Source organism: Halosimplex marinum (assembly GCF_051414075.1).
GTDB classification, from domain to species: domain Archaea; phylum Halobacteriota; class Halobacteria; order Halobacteriales; family Haloarculaceae; genus Halosimplex; species Halosimplex marinum.
This window is the reverse complement of sequence record NZ_JBLKNY010000003.1, coordinates 338,859-354,366: the sequence shown is the minus strand read 5'-3', so window position 1 is coordinate 354,366 and position 15,508 is coordinate 338,859. Positions and strand designations below refer to the sequence as shown.

The 15,508-nt window shown below is 68.8% G+C and carries 15 protein-coding genes; 13 read left to right on the top strand and 2 right to left on the bottom strand.

Features of this window, described 5'->3' with window-relative positions; all coding sequences use genetic code 11:
• Positions 1–134 precede the first annotated feature (134 nt).
• The 11 genes from ACMGFI_RS02710 (at position 135) to ACMGFI_RS02660 (ending at position 12,861) form a co-directional block, all read left to right on the top strand.
• Complete coding sequence (locus ACMGFI_RS02710; protein ID WP_436907143.1) at positions 135–1,868, top strand: glutamate--tRNA ligase; 1,734 nt, start codon at positions 135–137, stop codon at positions 1,866–1,868.
• Positions 1,869–2,054: 186 nt separating this feature from the next.
• Positions 2,055–2,708 carry a helix-turn-helix domain-containing protein gene (locus ACMGFI_RS02705; protein ID WP_436907141.1) on the top strand — a complete coding sequence of 218 codons (654 nt, stop codon included), beginning with the start codon at positions 2,055–2,057 and terminating at the stop codon, positions 2,706–2,708.
• A gap of 129 nt (positions 2,709–2,837) precedes the next feature.
• Positions 2,838–3,167 carry a 4Fe-4S dicluster domain-containing protein gene (locus tag ACMGFI_RS02700; RefSeq protein ID WP_436907139.1) on the top strand — a complete coding sequence of 110 codons (330 nt, stop codon included), beginning with the start codon at positions 2,838–2,840 and terminating at the stop codon, positions 3,165–3,167.
• Between the two features lie 229 nt (positions 3,168–3,396).
• The gene (locus ACMGFI_RS02695; protein WP_436907138.1) at positions 3,397–4,293 is read left to right on the top strand and encodes an electron transfer flavoprotein subunit beta/FixA family protein; all 897 of its coding nucleotides are present in this window, start codon (positions 3,397–3,399) and stop codon (positions 4,291–4,293) included.
• 2 nt (positions 4,294–4,295) lie between these two features.
• Positions 4,296–5,963, top strand: a complete 1,668-nt coding sequence (locus ACMGFI_RS02690; protein ID WP_436907136.1) for an electron transfer flavoprotein subunit alpha/FixB family protein — start codon at positions 4,296–4,298, stop codon at positions 5,961–5,963.
• Between the two features lie 2 nt (positions 5,964–5,965).
• Entirely contained in the window at positions 5,966–7,633 is a 1,668-nt protein-coding gene (locus ACMGFI_RS02685) for an FAD-dependent monooxygenase (RefSeq protein WP_436907134.1), read from the top strand.
• Positions 7,634–7,670: 37 nt separating this feature from the next.
• Complete coding sequence (locus ACMGFI_RS02680) at positions 7,671–8,033, top strand: DUF8055 family protein (RefSeq protein WP_436907132.1); 363 nt, start codon at positions 7,671–7,673, stop codon at positions 8,031–8,033.
• A gap of 185 nt (positions 8,034–8,218) precedes the next feature.
• The gene (locus tag ACMGFI_RS02675) at positions 8,219–9,112 is read left to right on the top strand and encodes a hypothetical protein (RefSeq protein WP_436907131.1); all 894 of its coding nucleotides are present in this window, start codon (positions 8,219–8,221) and stop codon (positions 9,110–9,112) included.
• A 139-nt stretch (positions 9,113–9,251) separates the two neighbouring features.
• Positions 9,252–10,331 (top strand): ABC transporter permease, encoded by a 1,080-nt coding sequence (locus ACMGFI_RS02670; RefSeq protein ID WP_436907129.1) that lies wholly within the window; start codon positions 9,252–9,254, stop codon positions 10,329–10,331.
• The gene (locus ACMGFI_RS02665; protein WP_436907127.1) at positions 10,321–11,136 is read left to right on the top strand and encodes an ATP-binding cassette domain-containing protein; all 816 of its coding nucleotides are present in this window, start codon (positions 10,321–10,323) and stop codon (positions 11,134–11,136) included. Before ACMGFI_RS02670 ends, ACMGFI_RS02665 begins: the two co-directional genes overlap by 11 nt.
• 507 nt (positions 11,137–11,643) lie before the next feature.
• Entirely contained in the window at positions 11,644–12,861 is a 1,218-nt protein-coding gene (locus tag ACMGFI_RS02660) for a DUF7978 family protein (protein ID WP_436907126.1), read from the top strand.
• A gap of 219 nt (positions 12,862–13,080) precedes the next feature.
• Here the strand turns inward: ACMGFI_RS02660 and ACMGFI_RS02655 are convergent, their stop codons facing one another.
• Positions 13,081–13,824 carry a hypothetical protein gene (locus tag ACMGFI_RS02655; protein WP_436907125.1) on the bottom strand — a complete coding sequence of 248 codons (744 nt, stop codon included), beginning with the start codon at positions 13,822–13,824 and terminating at the stop codon, positions 13,081–13,083.
• Positions 13,825–14,014: 190 nt separating this feature from the next.
• Here ACMGFI_RS02655 and ACMGFI_RS02650 point away from each other — a divergent pair, with 190 nt between their 5' ends.
• Positions 14,015–14,746 (top strand): GNAT family N-acetyltransferase, encoded by a 732-nt coding sequence (locus ACMGFI_RS02650; RefSeq protein ID WP_436907123.1) that lies wholly within the window; start codon positions 14,015–14,017, stop codon positions 14,744–14,746.
• Positions 14,747–14,895: 149 nt separating this feature from the next.
• The gene (locus ACMGFI_RS02645) at positions 14,896–15,240 is read left to right on the top strand and encodes a DUF7344 domain-containing protein (RefSeq protein WP_436907122.1); all 345 of its coding nucleotides are present in this window, start codon (positions 14,896–14,898) and stop codon (positions 15,238–15,240) included.
• A 29-nt stretch (positions 15,241–15,269) separates the two neighbouring features.
• On the opposite strand, the gene ACMGFI_RS02640 is transcribed toward ACMGFI_RS02645, so the two are convergent.
• On the bottom strand, positions 15,270–15,434 hold the full coding sequence (locus tag ACMGFI_RS02640) for a DUF8014 family protein (RefSeq protein WP_436907119.1): 165 nt from the start codon (positions 15,432–15,434) through the stop codon (positions 15,270–15,272).
• Positions 15,435–15,508 lie beyond the last annotated feature (74 nt).

The following is a 15,508-nucleotide window of genomic DNA, read 5'->3' as shown; positions in this document are numbered from 1 at the left end:
ACGGATTATTGCAAGTCATTCCGGGATCGACCGCACGACTGCGTGCGGTCGACCCGGTACACGCTTGCGATAACCCGTATGACCCGCGGCCGAACCCAACGCGGTTTTTACGCGGGGGCCTGAATCCACAGTCAATGGACGACGACGTACGCGAGCAGGCCGAGGAGGCCGCGGAGGTAAACGCCCTCTACAACGCGCTGAAACACGGCAGCGACGCGCAGGTCGGGGCCATCATGGGCCCGCTGATGGGCGAACACCCCGAGTTCCGCGAGTACGGCGACGAGATGGCCGGCGTGGTGGCGCCGGTCGTCGAGCGGGTCAACGGGATGAGCGCCGCCGAGAAGCGCGAGCGACTCGAAGAACTCGCCCCCGAGCGCGTCGAGGAACTGGAGGCCGAGGACGAAGAGGACGACCAGGCGCTCCCCGACCTGCCCAACGTAGATGAGTACGACGAGGTACGGATGCGGCTGGCGCCGAACCCTAACGGGCCGTGGCACCTCGGGAGCGCGCGGATGCCCGCGGTCATCGGGACCTACAAGGAGATGTACGACGGCTGGATGCTCTGCCGGTTCGACGACACCGACCCCGAGACCAAGCGGCCGGACCCCGACGCCTACGACGAGATCATCGAGGCCATCGACTACCTCGGGTTCGAGCCGGACGAGGTTATCAAGGCCAGCGATCGCCTCGACATCTACTACGACCACGCGCGGGAACTCATCGACCTCGGCGGGGCCTACACCTGCTCGTGTCCGGGCGAGGAGTTCTCCGAACTGAAGAACTCGGGCGAGCCCTGCCCCCACCGCGACAAGGACCCGGAGACGGTCCGCGAGGAGTTCGAGGCGATGGTCGACGGGGAGTACGACAGCGGCGAGTTGGTCCTGCGGGTCAAGACCGACATCGAGCACAAGAACCCCGCGCTGCGGGACTGGGTGGCGTTCCGGATGATCGACACGCCCCACCCGCGCGAGGCGGCCGCCGAGTACCGCTGCTGGCCGATGCTGGACTTCCAGAGCGGGATCGACGACCACCTCACGGGGATCACCCACATCATCCGCGGGATCGACCTGCAGGACTCGGCCAAACGGCAGGCGTTCGTCTACGACTACTTCGGCTGGGAGTACCCCGAAGTCGTCCACTGGGGCCACGTCCAGATCGACGCCTACGACGTGCCGATGAGCACCTCGACCATCATCGAGCAGATCGAGGCCGGCGAACTCACCGGGTGGGACGACCCGCGCGCGCCGACTATCGCGAGCCTGCGCCGGCGGGGCATTCGCGGCGAGGCCATCGTCGACGCGATGGTCGAACTGGGCACCTCCTCCTCGAACGTCGACCTGGCGATGTCGTCGGTCTACGCGAACAACCGCGAGCTGATCGACGAGGGGACCGACCGCGCGTTCTTCGTCCGCGAGGACGGCCCCGGCACCGACGGCGCCGTCGAACTGCCCGTCCGAGACGGGCCGGAGGCGGGCGAACCGCTCGTCCACCCCAACCACGAGGAGCGCGGCCGCCGGTCGATCCCCGTGGAGGGGAGCGTGGTGGTCGAGACGGCCGACCTGCCGGCCGAGGGCGACCGCGTGTGGCTCAAGGGGTACGGCGCCGTCCGCTACGAGGGCGACGCGTTCGTCGCGACGGGCGACGACCTCGACGTGGTGCGGGAGGGCGACGTGGACGTGATCCACTGGGCGCCCGCCGAGGGGCCGCGCCTGCGCCTGCGGACGATGGACGGCGACGTGACCGGCGTCGCAGAACCGGGCGTCCGCGACTACGACGAGGGCGAGATGGTCCAGTTCGAACGGGTGGGGTTCGCCCGGCTCGACGACCTCGACAGCGACCCGGCCGTCGCCTACTACGCCCACCCGTGATCGGCGTAGTGTCACCGAAATCGGGCGCATGAGCGGTCGAACGCCGGGCCCGCACACCCAACAGCTAGTTGATATATAAAACAGTGATCTCGATTGACGCGAAGGCAATCACGAATGATAACGCGGCATGATGTGTCATGCTGACTCGCTTTCGGGCGGGACGTGTAACACGGAAGCGTTGTCTATATGAGCGTCATCGCCGAGATCAGCATTCCCGCGACGGAGTTCGAGCTGGGGCGTATCATGGACGTGTCTGATTCCGGGACGGTCGAGCTGGAGTCGCTCGTTCCCACCGGGGAGCGGGCGGTCCCCTTCTTCTGGGTCTACGGTGCGGACTTCGAGGCGTTCGAGGAGACGGTCTTCGAGGCGCCCTCGGTCGACGACCTCGTCCAGATCGACACCTACGACGACCGGGTCCTCTACACCTTCGAGTGGTCGGTCGAGAACGACGCCGTCTTCCGGGCGATCCGGTCGGTCAACGCCTACATCCTCAACGCGACCGGAACCGACGACTCCTGGCGGTTCGAGCTGCGCTTTCCCTCCCACGACGCGATGTCGGCATTCCAGGAGCGGTGCCGCGAGGGCGACATCGGCTTCGAGGTCATCCGCGTCTACAACCCCAGCAAGCCGGACCTGGGGCCGTGGTTCGGGCTGACCGAGCGCCAGCGGGAGGCCATCGTCCTCGCCGTCGAGGAGGGCTACTACGACATCCCGCGCGACTGCACGACGGTCGAACTCGCCGACGAACTCGGCATCTCCGACCAGGCGGTCACCGAGCGGCTCCGGCGGGCGATCGTCAGGCTCGTCACCAACACCATCCTCACCTCCCCCGAGACCTGAGACCGCGAACGAACCGGAGGGAACGGCGGCACCGGCCCCGTTCGCGCCGCTCGCCGCCGATTCGGCCGCAGTCGTGCGGTTCCTTCGGGACAAGGTTTACGTGCGACCGCGTGGTGTCGTTAGGTACCAATGGCCATCGACCCGGAGTTCGAGACCAACCGCGAGATCGCCGATGAACACGAGGGTCACAAGGTCTGGGGGCCCGTCGAGGAACCGGAGACGCTGGGCATCCACGGCACGCACGTCGCCGTCGACTTCGACATCTGCCTCGCCGACGGCGCCTGCCTGGAGGACTGCCCGGTCGACGTGTTCGAGTGGGTCGACACTCCCGGTCACCCCGAGAGCGAGATCAAGGCCGACCCCGCTCACGAGGACCAGTGCATCGACTGCATGCTCTGTGTCGACGTCTGCCCGGTCGACGCCATCGACGTCGATCCCGGCCGCGCCGGCCGCATCTAACTCCGGACGACCGGTCCCACCGCAGTCCCGCCGCCCCGCCGCTCCCGCGGACCCCGTTCTCTTCTCGCCGTCACCGCGCCGAGTAGCCGTCCGTTCCTGTCGCGACCGATCGGTGTCGGCAACCCGGTTCGGGTCCGTAACGAATGCGAGACGCGTCCCGTCTGCGGGGTTTCGATGGACGAAAAACTTACCCACTGTCCACTCGGCTACCAAACTGTGTGCTATCAATATGCATAGTGTCGTACTGACCAAAGGCGTCCCCGACTTCAGGGAGGGCCAGGTCTCGTTCGACGAGGACGGCCACCTGGAGCGGGGGAAGACGCCGACGGTGATGAACCCGAACGACAGACACGCGCTCAGGGCGGCGCTGCAGACGAAGGTCCGGCGGGGCGGCACCGTCTCGCTGATGAGCATGGGGCCGCCCGGCTACATGGAGGTCCTGCAGGAGGGGATGCGTGACGTGTACGCCGACGACCTGTACCTGCTCTCGGACCGCGAGATGGGCGCCGCCGACACCTGGGCGACGGCGATGACCGTCGCGACCGGCATACAGAAGCTGGAGGACCCGCCGGATCTGGTGTTCGCGGGCTTCAAGACCGCCGACGGGGAGACGGGCCACACCGGCCCCCAGACCGAGTGGTGTCTCGACATGCCGCTCGTGACACACGTCATCTCGCTGGACATCGACGAGGAGGCGGGCGTGCTCCGCGCCAAGCGCCTCGTCGAGGGCGACGTGGAGGAGATCGAGACCGTCGAGGCGCCGCTGCCGGCCTTCGTCGTCGCCGACCCCGAGTTCGAGCCCACGTATCGGCGGGCCGAACACCGGCTGAAACACAAGGACCTGCGGGAGACCACGCAGGACCGGGCCGACGAGTTCGGGGAGTACCTCGACGACGACTCCGACCTGGACCCGACCGACTGGGATCGCTTCACGATGTGGGACCACGAGGCGCTGAACCTCGACCCCGACTACATCGGACTCGACGGCTCGCCGACCATCGTCGCCGGCGTCGACCCCATCCCGAAGGCCCCCAGCGAACGGGAGGCCACGGTGGTCGACCCCGACGACGACGCGGCCATGGAGAGCGTCGTCGAGGAACTCGAACCGTACGCGGCGGGTGACTGACCATGCCCGAGATAGACCCCACAGACCACGAGATCGCCGAACTGGGCCCGGAGATCAAGGACATCGACGACGCCGACGAGCTGCGGGAGATGCTGGAGCTGGAGGAAGACGGCGAGGACCGCGCTCCCGTGAAGACGCTCATCGAGGACCGCATCGAGAAGGTCGAGGGCGACGACGGCGAGGTCGACCCCGAGTCCGTCGACCTCGAGGACCTGACCGTCGCGGACATCGCCAACATGGTCCGCGACATCGACGACGTCGAGGTCCTCGAAGACCTGCTCGAACGGGAGAAGGAGGGGCAGGACCGCAAGACCGCGAAGGGACAGATCGAGGACCGCATCGAGTCCGTCGAGGGCAGCGACGAGGAGGAGGGCGAACAGCTGGAGTACGTCCCGCCCGAGGAGAAACACCCGGACCTCGACCACCCGACCAACGACAAGCAGTGGGTCGAGAGCCTCGACGACGCCGAGTACCGCGACATGTGGGTCTACTGCGAGACCCAGCACGGCGAGCTCATCGACGTGTCGATGGAGATGCTCGGCAAGGCCCGCCAGCTGATGGACGACTACAACGACCAGTACGGCGACGAGGACGGCGAGCCCGAGGACGTGGTCGCCGTCCTGATCGGCGACGAGGTGAGCGACCTCACGGAGCAGGCCATCGAGTACGGCGCTGACCGGGTCGTCTACCTCGAAGACGACCGGCTGGAGCGGTTCCGACACAAGCCGTACACGGAGATCTTCTGCTCGATGGCCCGCGCGGGCGGGCAGGTCGCCGACGAAGGCCACGAGGCGGTCGACTGGAAGGACTACGACGAACCCCGGTACACGGTCTTCCCGGCGACGAACAACGGCCGGGACCTCTCGGCGCTCGTGCAGGGCGAACTCGACTCCGGGCTGGCCTCGGACTGCTCGGGCCTGTACATCGAGGAGGCGATGATATCCAACCCGGCGAAGACCGGGAAACCGGGCGACAGCAAGGAGTTCGACCGCATCCTGCACATGAAGCGGCCGGACTTCTCCGGGTTCGAGTACTCGACGATCCTCTGTATCGACAAGCCCTTCCGGGACTTCCACCCGCAGGGCGCGTCGGTGATCCCGGGCAGCTTCGACCTGCCCGAGCCCGACCCCGAACGGGAGGGCGAGGTGGTCGAGTACGAGATGGACCTGGACGACGACTGGTTCCAGGTCGAGGTGACGGAGTTCGACACGCTCGACTCGGGCGTCGACCTGACCGGCCACGACGTGGTCGTCGCGATGGGCCGCGGGATCGGCGACGCCCCGACCGAGGGGATCGAACTCGGGCTCGACCTCGTGGACGCGTTCGACGACGCCGCGTTCGGCCTCTCGCGGGGGGTGATCACCTCCTCGTACAGCTTCGAGGGCCACGTCGAGAGCTACATCGGCGAGGACCGACAGATCGGCGAGTCCGGACAGGTCGTCGAGCCCGACGTGTACGTCGCTGCGGGCATCTCCGGGGCGATCCAGCACAAGGTCGGGATGGACGAGTCGGACACGATCATCGCGGTCAACACCGACCCCGACGCGGACATCCGCGGCTTCTCCGACTACTTCATCGAGGGCGATCTGTTCGAGGTGCTCCCCCGCTTGACCGAGGCGGTCGAGTCGGGTGAACTGGCTGCGGCGGTCGCGGAGGCGAGCGACGACTGACAATGACAGACGACTACGAACACTACGAGGCGGTGGTGGTCGGCGCGGGCCCCGGCGGCGCCGCGGCGGCCGCGACGCTGGCGCGCAACGGTATCGAGACGCTGGTCCTCGAACGGGGGGTCGACGCCGGCTCCAAGAACGTGTCCGGGGGGCTGCTCTACGCCGAGGAGTCCTCGCCGTACACGATCGACGAGTTGTTCCCCGGCTTCCGCGAGGAGGCCAGCGACCGGGAGGTCACGGACCACTACATCCACAACATCTCGGGGCGGGACGTCAAGACGTTCGACCTGGGCGATCTGCACCACCACGACACCGAGTGGGCCGACTCGGTCCTCCGGCGGAAGATGGACTCGTGGCTCGCCCGCGAGGTCCACGAGATGACCCGCGAGACCGGCGGCGGCCTCCTGACGGAGGTGCGTGTCAACGGCCTGCTTCGCGAGGGCGCCGAGATCGTCGGCGTCACCTGCGACGAACTCGACCCGATCAAGGCGGACGTGGTCATCGCGGCCGACGGCGTCAACTCCGAGCTGGCCCGCGACGCGGGCCTGATGGACTGGGAGGAGCCCGAGGAGTGGTTCCAGGGCGTCAAGGCCGTCGCTGAGATGCCCGAGGGCGCCATCGAGGACCGGTTCAACGTCGACGAGGGCGAGGGCGTCGCCCACCTGTTCTCGGGCGATCTGTTCCAGAACGTCCGCGGCGGCGGGTTCCTCTACACGAACGACCAGTCCCTGTCGATCGGGACGGTGTTCCACCTCGACTCGATCGCCGACGAACGGGCCGAGCCCCAGCAACTGCTCGACAACCTGCTGACCCACCCGCTGCTGGCGGACTGGCTCGGCGACGAGTACGAGGAGCTGGAGTACTCGGCGAAGCTCGTCCCGGACTCGAAGAAGGTGGCCCACCCCTCCCCGTATCGCGACCGGCTCCTGCTCGTGGGGGACGCGGCCGGGCAGATGCAGGCCCAGGGGCCGATCATCAAGGGGATGAACCACGCCGTCACCGCGGGGGCACTGGCCGCCGAGGCGTTCGTCGACGCGAAGTCCCGCGGGGACGCGTCGGCCGCGGGCGAGCGCTACGTCAGCAAGCTCGAAAACGAGGGCGTGATGGACAAGCTCCGGCCGACCCGGTACAAGACCCTGGGCAAGCTCGGCGAGGTCGGCCCGGTCGCCTCGGCGATGAACACCGTGGCCGACTCCGCGGTCGGCCGTGCGGCCGTCTCGGCGCTCGGGGATCGGGCCGAGTCGCTGTTCAACTCCCCGTTCCTGATGGGGATGCTCCCGGACACGCGGATGGGCTACGTCACCGTCCCGACCGTCATCGCGGAGGAACTCGGCGAGCCCGTCGACGGGGTCAACACGGTCGAGCCGCCGGAGCTGGACGACCGCATCGGCGACCTGACCTACGACATCGACGAGGGCAACCCCCACATCGAGCTGCGGGACAACTCCTTCGCCGCCAGCGGCACGGCGGTGACGGCCTGTCCGGTCAGCGCGAAGGACTTCGGCGGTGGCTGCTACCGCGACGAGTACGTCGGGTCGAACGGCACCGAGGAACACGTCGTCAGCCTCGACACCCAGCCCTGCGTCGAGTGTGGCACCTGCGCCGTCGTCGCCGACACCGACTGGACCCACCCCCGCGGCGGCAAGGGCGTCGAGTACGAACAGGGCTGACACCGTCGTTCCCGACTCTCCACCCCTCTCGCGCGCTATGCCATCACAGTACCGCGACCGCATCGACGACCTGGCCGACGAGGCGGCGGCCGCCCGCGAGTCGTTCGACCCGCCGGCCGACCCGCCCGACGAGGAACGCGCGATGACCTTCTGCCGGGAGGGCGTGGGCGCGGCCGTCGCCGTCTACGTCGACGCCCGCTCGGGCGAGTGGGACCGATTCGACGAGGCGGAGTTCGACCGGCTGGAGCGGGCGCTGAACACCTACCTCGAACTGTACGCCCGCTGTTACGGCGTCGAGGTCGACGCCGACCACTCCGTCCGGACGGCCGCCGAGGCGCTGCTCGACACCCACGACGTCGCCGACGTGGCCCGGATCCTGACCGGCGTGCCCGAGCGGTGACCGGACGCCGCCGCTCGCCGGCTCGCCCTGCCCCGTGTCGGAATCCGTACGCTTCGCTTCGTCGGTATCACTCCCGGCATCTCGCCGAGGACGGATAGCTCGCTATCGATCCCGGTTCCATCTGATCCCGTCTATCACCCGATCGAACAGCTAGTTTTATATACAATGGGCAGACATGTCAGGGCGTGACTGAGAACTCAGGTGACGATACGGGCGACGGGCGACGGGCAACAGGTCAGAAGTCCGGGCAATCGGGGACCCGATCGGGAGGTGGACAACCGCAGGGTCAGCCGTCCGGCCAGTCGGGTCAGGCCGCCGGCGGTCAACCCGACGCCGGCCAGCAGAGCCGGGCGGCCAGCGGTCAGCAGGGTCAGGCCGCCGGCGGTCAGAAGGGCCAGGCGGCCGGCGGTCAGCAGGGTCAGGCGGCCGGCGGCCAGCCCGGGGCCGCTCAGCCGGACAGGCCGGGCGCCAGCCGCCAGCAGGAATCGGTGATCGATGCGGTCCAGCGCCCGCTTCCGAAGAGCTACGTCAAGGGGATAGCGGGGTCGATGGCCGCGATGGGCGCCTTGCTGGGCGTCGCCGTGTATCTGATCGCCTCGTTCGGTGGCCGGTCGCTGTTCCCCGGGATCGTCCAGGAGTTCTCCGGGACAGCTGGGGTCGAAGAGTCGCTCGCGTTCAGCCACCAGCTGGTGATGGCCTACATCGCGAACGAACTGGCCATCTACCTGGCGTTCCTCATGGCCCCCGTCTTCGGTGCGCTCGTCGCGTACAGGCTGGACGACACGACCGAGGCGAAGATGGGCAGCGCGGGTGTCGGCGTCGCCCTGGGGTCGATCGCGTTCGTCTTCCTCGTCGTCCTGTTCTCGTCGCTGACGACGCCGTCGGCGTCCGACCTGATCGCGGCTCAGGAGGCGCTCCCCGGCGCGTCGGCCGTCGGCTACCAGGAGCAGTTCATCGAGGGGATGAGCCTCGGATCGATCGACGTCGGCACCACGCTCATCAACTCGATCGCCGTCGCCGTCCCCGCGGGAGTCGCCGCCGCCGCAGTCGTCTACTTCGACGAGAACTTCTTCCATTGATCGGCGCGGCGCTTTCCCGCTCGGACGGCCGCGCGCTCGATGACCTCGTCGAGGCGTCCGCTCCCGGGGCGCGACCGGGTAGCGACGCGTTCCCGGCCCGGGACGGGTGCGGTCCCGCGACGGGTCCTCCGCTCCGCCCATGAGTCTCCGCGCCTTCCTCGCGAAGGAGTGGTACCAGATCCGGCGGAGCCTCGCGGTGCTGCTGGTCCTGCTGGTCCTCCTGCCGGGCGCCGCGGCGATGAGTACCGCCACCTTCCAGCACACGATACCGGAGGACATCCCCGTCGGGGTCACCCCCGCGGCGGACGCGACCACCGAGGACGAGCTGCTGAGCGTCCAGGCGGGCGCGGCCCTGTACGCGTCGCCGATCCGGTACGCGTCCCCCGACGCGGCCAGGACGGCGCTCACCCGCGAGGAGGTGTACCTGGTCCTGGTCGTCCCGCACGGGTTGCAGGACGAGGGGGCCGACGTGACGGTCAGGCTGCTGTCCGACCAGCGGATCACCCCGTTCCAGGAGGCGGCGAACTACACGCAGTCGACCCTGTCCTGGCAGCTGAACAACCGACTGCCCGCCGACGTGACCGTCGACCACGAGCGGATCGGCGTCAAGAAGACCCTCTCGGAGTACCTCGTCCCGTCGATACTGATGTGTATCGTCGTCCTCTTCTCGTTTCTGTACTTCCCGCTCGAACTGCGCCGGGAACGGGACGTGTTCGAGCGCGTGGCGCTGAAATCCCGGATCGAGTACGCCGTCGCCGCCAAGCTCGCGGTCCACGGAGCGCTGCTGGTCGTTCCGCTCTCGGTGTTCCAGCTGGTCAGTCTCTCCCTCGGGTACCGGGTCGAGCACTTCGCCCTCTCGACGGTCGTCCTGATCGCCCTCACGTTCGCGTACACGGCGGCCGTGAGCGGGACGGTGATGTTCTCGACGGGGCTGAGACAGGTCGGCGCCTTCGTCAACGTCGGGCTGTTGCTCGGCGTCCTGACGTTCTCGAGCCTCTTCTACCCGGTCGGCTACTTCTCGGGCGTCCGGAAGAGCATCGCGACCGCCCTCCCGACCTACCACTCGATGATCCTGACCCGGAGCACGATGCTGAAAGACACCCCGCTGTCCCTGTTCGGACACCGCGTCGCGCTGCTGGCGCTGTTTACCGCCGCTGTGGGGCTGCTGTTCTGGTCGAGTATGCGTCGCTATCAGGCGAGTGAGACCCATGGACAGTGACACCGATACGCCGCCGGGGCCGCGGCGGCGGTCGAGCGCGGCCGTCACCGACGGACTGGAGTCGGTGCTGGCGGACAGGCTGCGGACGGACCGCGACCCCGTCGCGGTCCGCGGCGTGACGAAGCGATACGGGGACGTCGTCGCGCTGAACGACGTCACGTTCGAGGCCCGTTGCGGGGAGTTCCACTGCCTGGCCGGGCCGAACGGCTCCGGAAAGACGACGCTCGGTCGGCTCGTCGTCGGGCTCACGCGACCGACCCGCGGGGCGGTCGCCGCCCCGCGCGGGGCGGTCGGGTACGGGTTCCAGCAGCCGAAGTGTTACCCGGACCTCTCGGTGCGGGAGAACGTGGACGTGTTCTGTCGGGTCGACGGCGTCTCGCCGCGGAGCGACTGGGTCACGACGATCCTGTCCGCGCTCCGTCTCTCCCGGGTCGAGGACCAGATCGCGGGGGAGCTGTCCGGCGGGTTCAAGAAGAAGCTGGACCTCGCGATCGCGCTCCTGGCGGCCCCGACGTTCCTCTGGCTCGACGAGCCGCTCACCGACATCGACGACGTGTCCGTGCGACGCGTCCGGTCCATCCTCGACGCGTACGTGGACGCCGGCGGGGGCGTCGTCGTCTCCACGCACAACCTCGAGGCGTTCGACCGCCTCGCCACGCACCTGACCGCGTTCCTCGACGGCGAGCAGTCCGAAACCGTCGAACTCGGCGGCGACGGCCCGGAGGCGCCGACCGTCACGGACCGATACGGGACGCTGATCGACGGGCTCCGTTCGGACGGCGGCGTCGGCTCCCGCCAGGACTGATACGGATTATTGCAAGACATTCCGGGATAGACCGCACGACTGCGTGCGGTCGACCCGGTAAACGCTTGCAATAATCCGTATGACTCCCGACACGCTGGCGAGGCCCCCGGCCCGCTCGAACCGACACCTCCCGCGGCCCGCGACCGTGCGGTTCGGCGGATCGCCGGGGAATCCGGACCCGCGCCGCCGATGATGTAAACGGCCTGTACTTTTATAAAAACGCGAGTGCTCGCAGGCGACATGGAGTGTCCGGGTTGTGGGCGGTCGCTGTCGAGCGGAGTGAATCGCTGTCCAGACTGCGGGACACAGATCCCCGCCACGTTCGAGCCGGACGAGTCGGCAGGCGGCGACGAGCGGGCACACGCGGGGACCGGCGAGCAGGTGGAGAGTCACCGACACGGTGACACCGGGACGCGGGAGCCGGCGGGGAATCCGGAGAGCCGGACCCCACAGTCTGAACGGCCACGCGGCTCCGCGGGAGCCGACCACGGCGGGGGCCAGGGCGGAATGAGCGTCGGGGACCGGATCAGGTTACTCCCGCTGAAGGCGGGCGCGGTCGTGGGCGCCGGTGTCGGGTGCTGTGTGCTCGTGCTCGCGCTTCTGGTGACCGTGGCGTACCCGCCGCAGGGCATTCTGCAGTTGTTCTCGGAGATGGGTATACCGATACTGACACGACAGCCGTTCTCGGAGACGGAGGTGGCGATACTGACCCTGTTCGAACTGCAGTTCGTCGGGATCCACTCCGAGTCCGGATCGGTCGTCCTGACGACGGTCCTGTTCGAGCACTTCGAGGAGTTCCGTCCCCCGAACTCGGTGCTCGGGTTGCTGTACGTCGTTCCGATCCTGTTGCTCTACCGTGGCGGGAAGCTACTGGGCCAACGGTACGCCAACAGCGGCAACTCGCTCCTCCAGTGGGGTCTCACCGGCGCGACCGTCGCAGTCGGGTACTTCGCCGTCATGGGCGTCACAACGCTGCTCGTTCCCGCCGACCCGCTGTCGGTCGACACGAACTCGGCGCTGGTGCGCACCGGGATCGTGTACCCGGTCGCGTTCGGGGCGGTCGGCGGACTCGTCGCCGCGGGGTACCAGCGCGGCGAACTCCGCGTCGGGCAGTTGTACGCGCTCGCCGTCGGGCTCCTGTCCGCGGTCCTGGTGTTCCTGTCGACGTACGTGACGATCGAGGAGATACCGGAGGGAGCCGAGGAACTGCTCGGACGAGCCATCACCACCACCTTCGCCCTTCACGGGGCGTTCACCCTCGACCTCGGGGCGTCCGGCCTGGGGGCCGTTCCGTACCTCGTGCTCGGGGTGTTGTTCGCCGGCGCGGGCTTCCTGCTGGTAGACCGCGACGCCGGAGTCGACACCGCGGGCGACGCGTTCGTCAGGGGCGCCGCGCTCGCGCCGACGCACGTCGTCGTCGCGAGCGTGTTCTTCACCGTCGCCTCGCTGTTCGCCAGCCCCTACCTCGTCGTCGAGGCGATCCCCGACGCGTACCCGGTCGTGAGCGCGGCGACGGAGAGCGACGCGCTGGGCGTCGTCCTCTCGAACACCAGGGCCCGACCAATCATCCCTCCGTTCACGGGGGTCGGTGAGTTCGTCGAGGACCTCTTCCTGAGCACCGTCGCGTACCCGGTGGTTCTCGGCGGTAGCGGCGGCCTCCTCGCACTGCGAAACGAGACCCGCGACACTGCCCCGGAGTACCGCCAGCAGTCCCAGACCAGGTAGCGACCCGCCAGCCGCCCGGTCACTCGCCGCACCCGCCCGGTCGCGACCGCTCGTGGCCGCCGGAACGCGCGTATCCGAGCGGGGGACGGACCGCGAGTACGCGGTCGAGAACAGATATGCCGGCGCAGTCGGGTGTCGACGCAGGCCCCGGCGACGCCACGACGCAGGCCTCGGCCCGTCGCGGGCCGGAAGGGACGAACCCGGGGCCGGAGCGCCGGTTCAGTCGTCCTCAACGTGGCCGTTCCGCACCTCGCCCGGCGGGGCCGCGCCGTCGTCGTTCAGCGTCGCGTAGGCCGCCCCGATGGCCGCGACGGCCGCACCGAGGCCGCCGACCGTGACCGGGACCAGGATCTGGTCGACGTCGAACCCCCCGCCACCGGACGTGCCGAGCCCGATGAAGACGACGACGAGGACGACCATGACGACGTGTCCGCCGAACGCGCCGAGGCCGGCGGTCGCGTACAGCTGTCGGTCGGTCTCCTCGTCCCCCAACTGCCGGGCGACGTGGAACCCGAGCGGGCCCCCGACCGCGGGACCGATCGCCAGCGCCGACACCAGACCGCCGGCGGTGACGAACCGTCGCATCGCGCTCCCGACCAGTCCCCCGCCCAGCGTGCTCGCCGCGCTGTACAGCGAGAGCCCGATTCCGGCGCCGATCGCCGCGTAGTACAGCAGTGCTACCCTGATCTGTGACTTCGTGGTCCGTTTCGAGAGAACGGCCGTCAGCGGCTCGCGCCCGTCGCCCGGCGCCGGCGGACTGTCGGCCGGTCGGTCGGCGGTCCCCGGCGACCGCTGGCCCCCCCGCCCGTCCGGTTGAGCGGCACCGGCGCGGGCGTCGGGGGCCGTCCCACCGGCGTCCGGCCCGCCCGACGGGGTCTCGTCCCGGACATCGCTGGGCGCGTCGGCGTCTCGCTGTCCACCTCGATCCTCCGCGTCGGACCCGTCTCCCGAGTTCCCGTCCATTGGCGGGACCTATCTACGAACGCAGATAAATGCAGTGACCGATCGGCGGGACGGTATTCGGAACCGAGTGCGGACGGAGCTCTTTCCCGATATCGGTCCCGGCCCCACCGGCCACCGGCTCGTCGGGCGGCCGGGCGACCGGGAAATATCGTGATCAACAATTATGTATCGGGGCGTGGTATCGAGTACCATGGATCTCACAGCGGAGCTTTCGTTCGACCACGACGACCGGCGCGACATCTACGACTACGTCGAGCGCCACGGGTCGGTGAAGCCGCAGAAGGTCCGGCGGGCGCTGGACATGGATCCGCGGGCGTTCGGCCACCACGTCGCTATCCTGAAACGGGACGGCGTCCTGCTGGAGTCGGAGGGGGAGTTGCGGATCGCCCACGACGACGAACTCGAGGCGGAGTTCAGTTCGGACGGGCTCCAGGTGACGATCCGCCGCGCCCGCGAGGAGGACCTGACGGGGCTCGTGGGCGTGATCCGCCAGGCCATCGGCGACGGCACCTACGTCGACGCCGAGACGGTCGCCGACGTGGTCGAGTCCGAGGAGGTGCTGTTGCGGCACAACGAACTGCAGTCCCGGGTGTTCTTCGTCGCCACCGTCGACGGCGAAGTCGTCGGCTGGGTCAACCTCACTACCCACGAGACCGAGAAGCTCGACCACACGGCGGAACTGACGGTCGGCGTCCTCGAACAGTACCGCGGCCACGGCATCGGGAGCGAACTCCTCGACCGGGGCGTCGAGTGGGCCAGCGACAGCGGCTACGAGAAGATTTACAATAGCGTCCCCGACGCCAACGAGGGCGCCATCGACTTCCTCGAAGCCCACGGCTGGGAGGTCGAGGCCGTCCGCGAGGACCACTACAAGATCGACGGCGAGTACCTCGACGAGGTGATGCTCGCGACGACGGTCTAAGCCGTTCGGGCGCGAAGGCCGACCGGCCGCAGAATCCGTCGGCCTGCCGACCGCTCGTCGGCGGCCGGTCGTCGTCCCGCCGGCTCCCGGGAGCGACCCTGAGTCACCACGGTAGTCTTTTATACGGCGTTCTCACAAAGTCGTAGTCGATGACGGCCGACGACGAGGACGAACTCGATACGGCGTTCGAGCTGTTGGCCGACCGTCGACGGCGGGCGGTCGTCGAGGTGCTCCGCGCGGCGCCCCGCGGGGTGGTCGATTTCTCGGAACTCGTCGACGCCGTCGCGGCGGACGGCGAGGGGGATCCCGACGCGATCGCGTCGACGCTGTACCACCGCCACCTCCCGAAGCTCGACGACGCCGGCGTCGTCGAGTTCGACCGCGAGGCGGGCGTCGTCAGCTACGACCCGCACCCGCTCGTCGAGCGGTGTCTCGACGTGGCCCAGTCGTACCGCTCGGACCAGTGGCTACACCGCTCCTCGACGACGGACTGAGCCGGGGGTACGGCCTCGCCGGTGGCCGTTCAGGGCCACTCGTCGTCGTGCCCGTCCAGCGGATCCGCGACCACCCCGTCCTGCCGCGCGGCCACCCGCGCGTGACCGGCGCAGACCCGCCGGTTGTCGGCCCAGGGGACGTGCAACTCCACGACCGCCTCCGCCTCGCAGCCGTCCTCCGCGCACTCGACCATACCCGCACTTCGAGCGCCGCGAGGAGAGTCTTTGGTGGCCGCTCCCCGAGTGTTCAATGCAGGCCTAGCTGTTG

Coding starts and splice junctions, on each gene's coding strand:
- ACMGFI_RS02700 (WP_436907139.1), top strand. CDS start 2,838: ATGGCCATCGACCCGGAGTTCGAGACCAACCGCGAGATCGCCGATGAA.
- ACMGFI_RS02660 (WP_436907126.1), top strand. CDS start 11,644: ATGAGCGTCGGGGACCGGATCAGGTTACTCCCGCTGAAGGCGGGCGCG.
- ACMGFI_RS02670 (WP_436907129.1), top strand. CDS start 9,252: ATGAGTCTCCGCGCCTTCCTCGCGAAGGAGTGGTACCAGATCCGGCGG.
- ACMGFI_RS02655 (WP_436907125.1), bottom strand. CDS start 13,824: ATGGACGGGAACTCGGGAGACGGGTCCGACGCGGAGGATCGAGGTGGA.
- ACMGFI_RS02705 (WP_436907141.1), top strand. CDS start 2,055: ATGAGCGTCATCGCCGAGATCAGCATTCCCGCGACGGAGTTCGAGCTG.
- ACMGFI_RS02710 (WP_436907143.1), top strand. CDS start 135: ATGGACGACGACGTACGCGAGCAGGCCGAGGAGGCCGCGGAGGTAAAC.
- ACMGFI_RS02680 (WP_436907132.1), top strand. CDS start 7,671: ATGCCATCACAGTACCGCGACCGCATCGACGACCTGGCCGACGAGGCG.
- ACMGFI_RS02645 (WP_436907122.1), top strand. CDS start 14,896: ATGACGGCCGACGACGAGGACGAACTCGATACGGCGTTCGAGCTGTTG.
- ACMGFI_RS02690 (WP_436907136.1), top strand. CDS start 4,296: ATGCCCGAGATAGACCCCACAGACCACGAGATCGCCGAACTGGGCCCG.
- ACMGFI_RS02640 (WP_436907119.1), bottom strand. CDS start 15,434: ATGGTCGAGTGCGCGGAGGACGGCTGCGAGGCGGAGGCGGTCGTGGAG.
- ACMGFI_RS02665 (WP_436907127.1), top strand. CDS start 10,321: ATGGACAGTGACACCGATACGCCGCCGGGGCCGCGGCGGCGGTCGAGC.
- ACMGFI_RS02695 (WP_436907138.1), top strand. CDS start 3,397: ATGCATAGTGTCGTACTGACCAAAGGCGTCCCCGACTTCAGGGAGGGC.
- ACMGFI_RS02685 (WP_436907134.1), top strand. CDS start 5,966: ATGACAGACGACTACGAACACTACGAGGCGGTGGTGGTCGGCGCGGGC.
- ACMGFI_RS02650 (WP_436907123.1), top strand. CDS start 14,015: ATGGATCTCACAGCGGAGCTTTCGTTCGACCACGACGACCGGCGCGAC.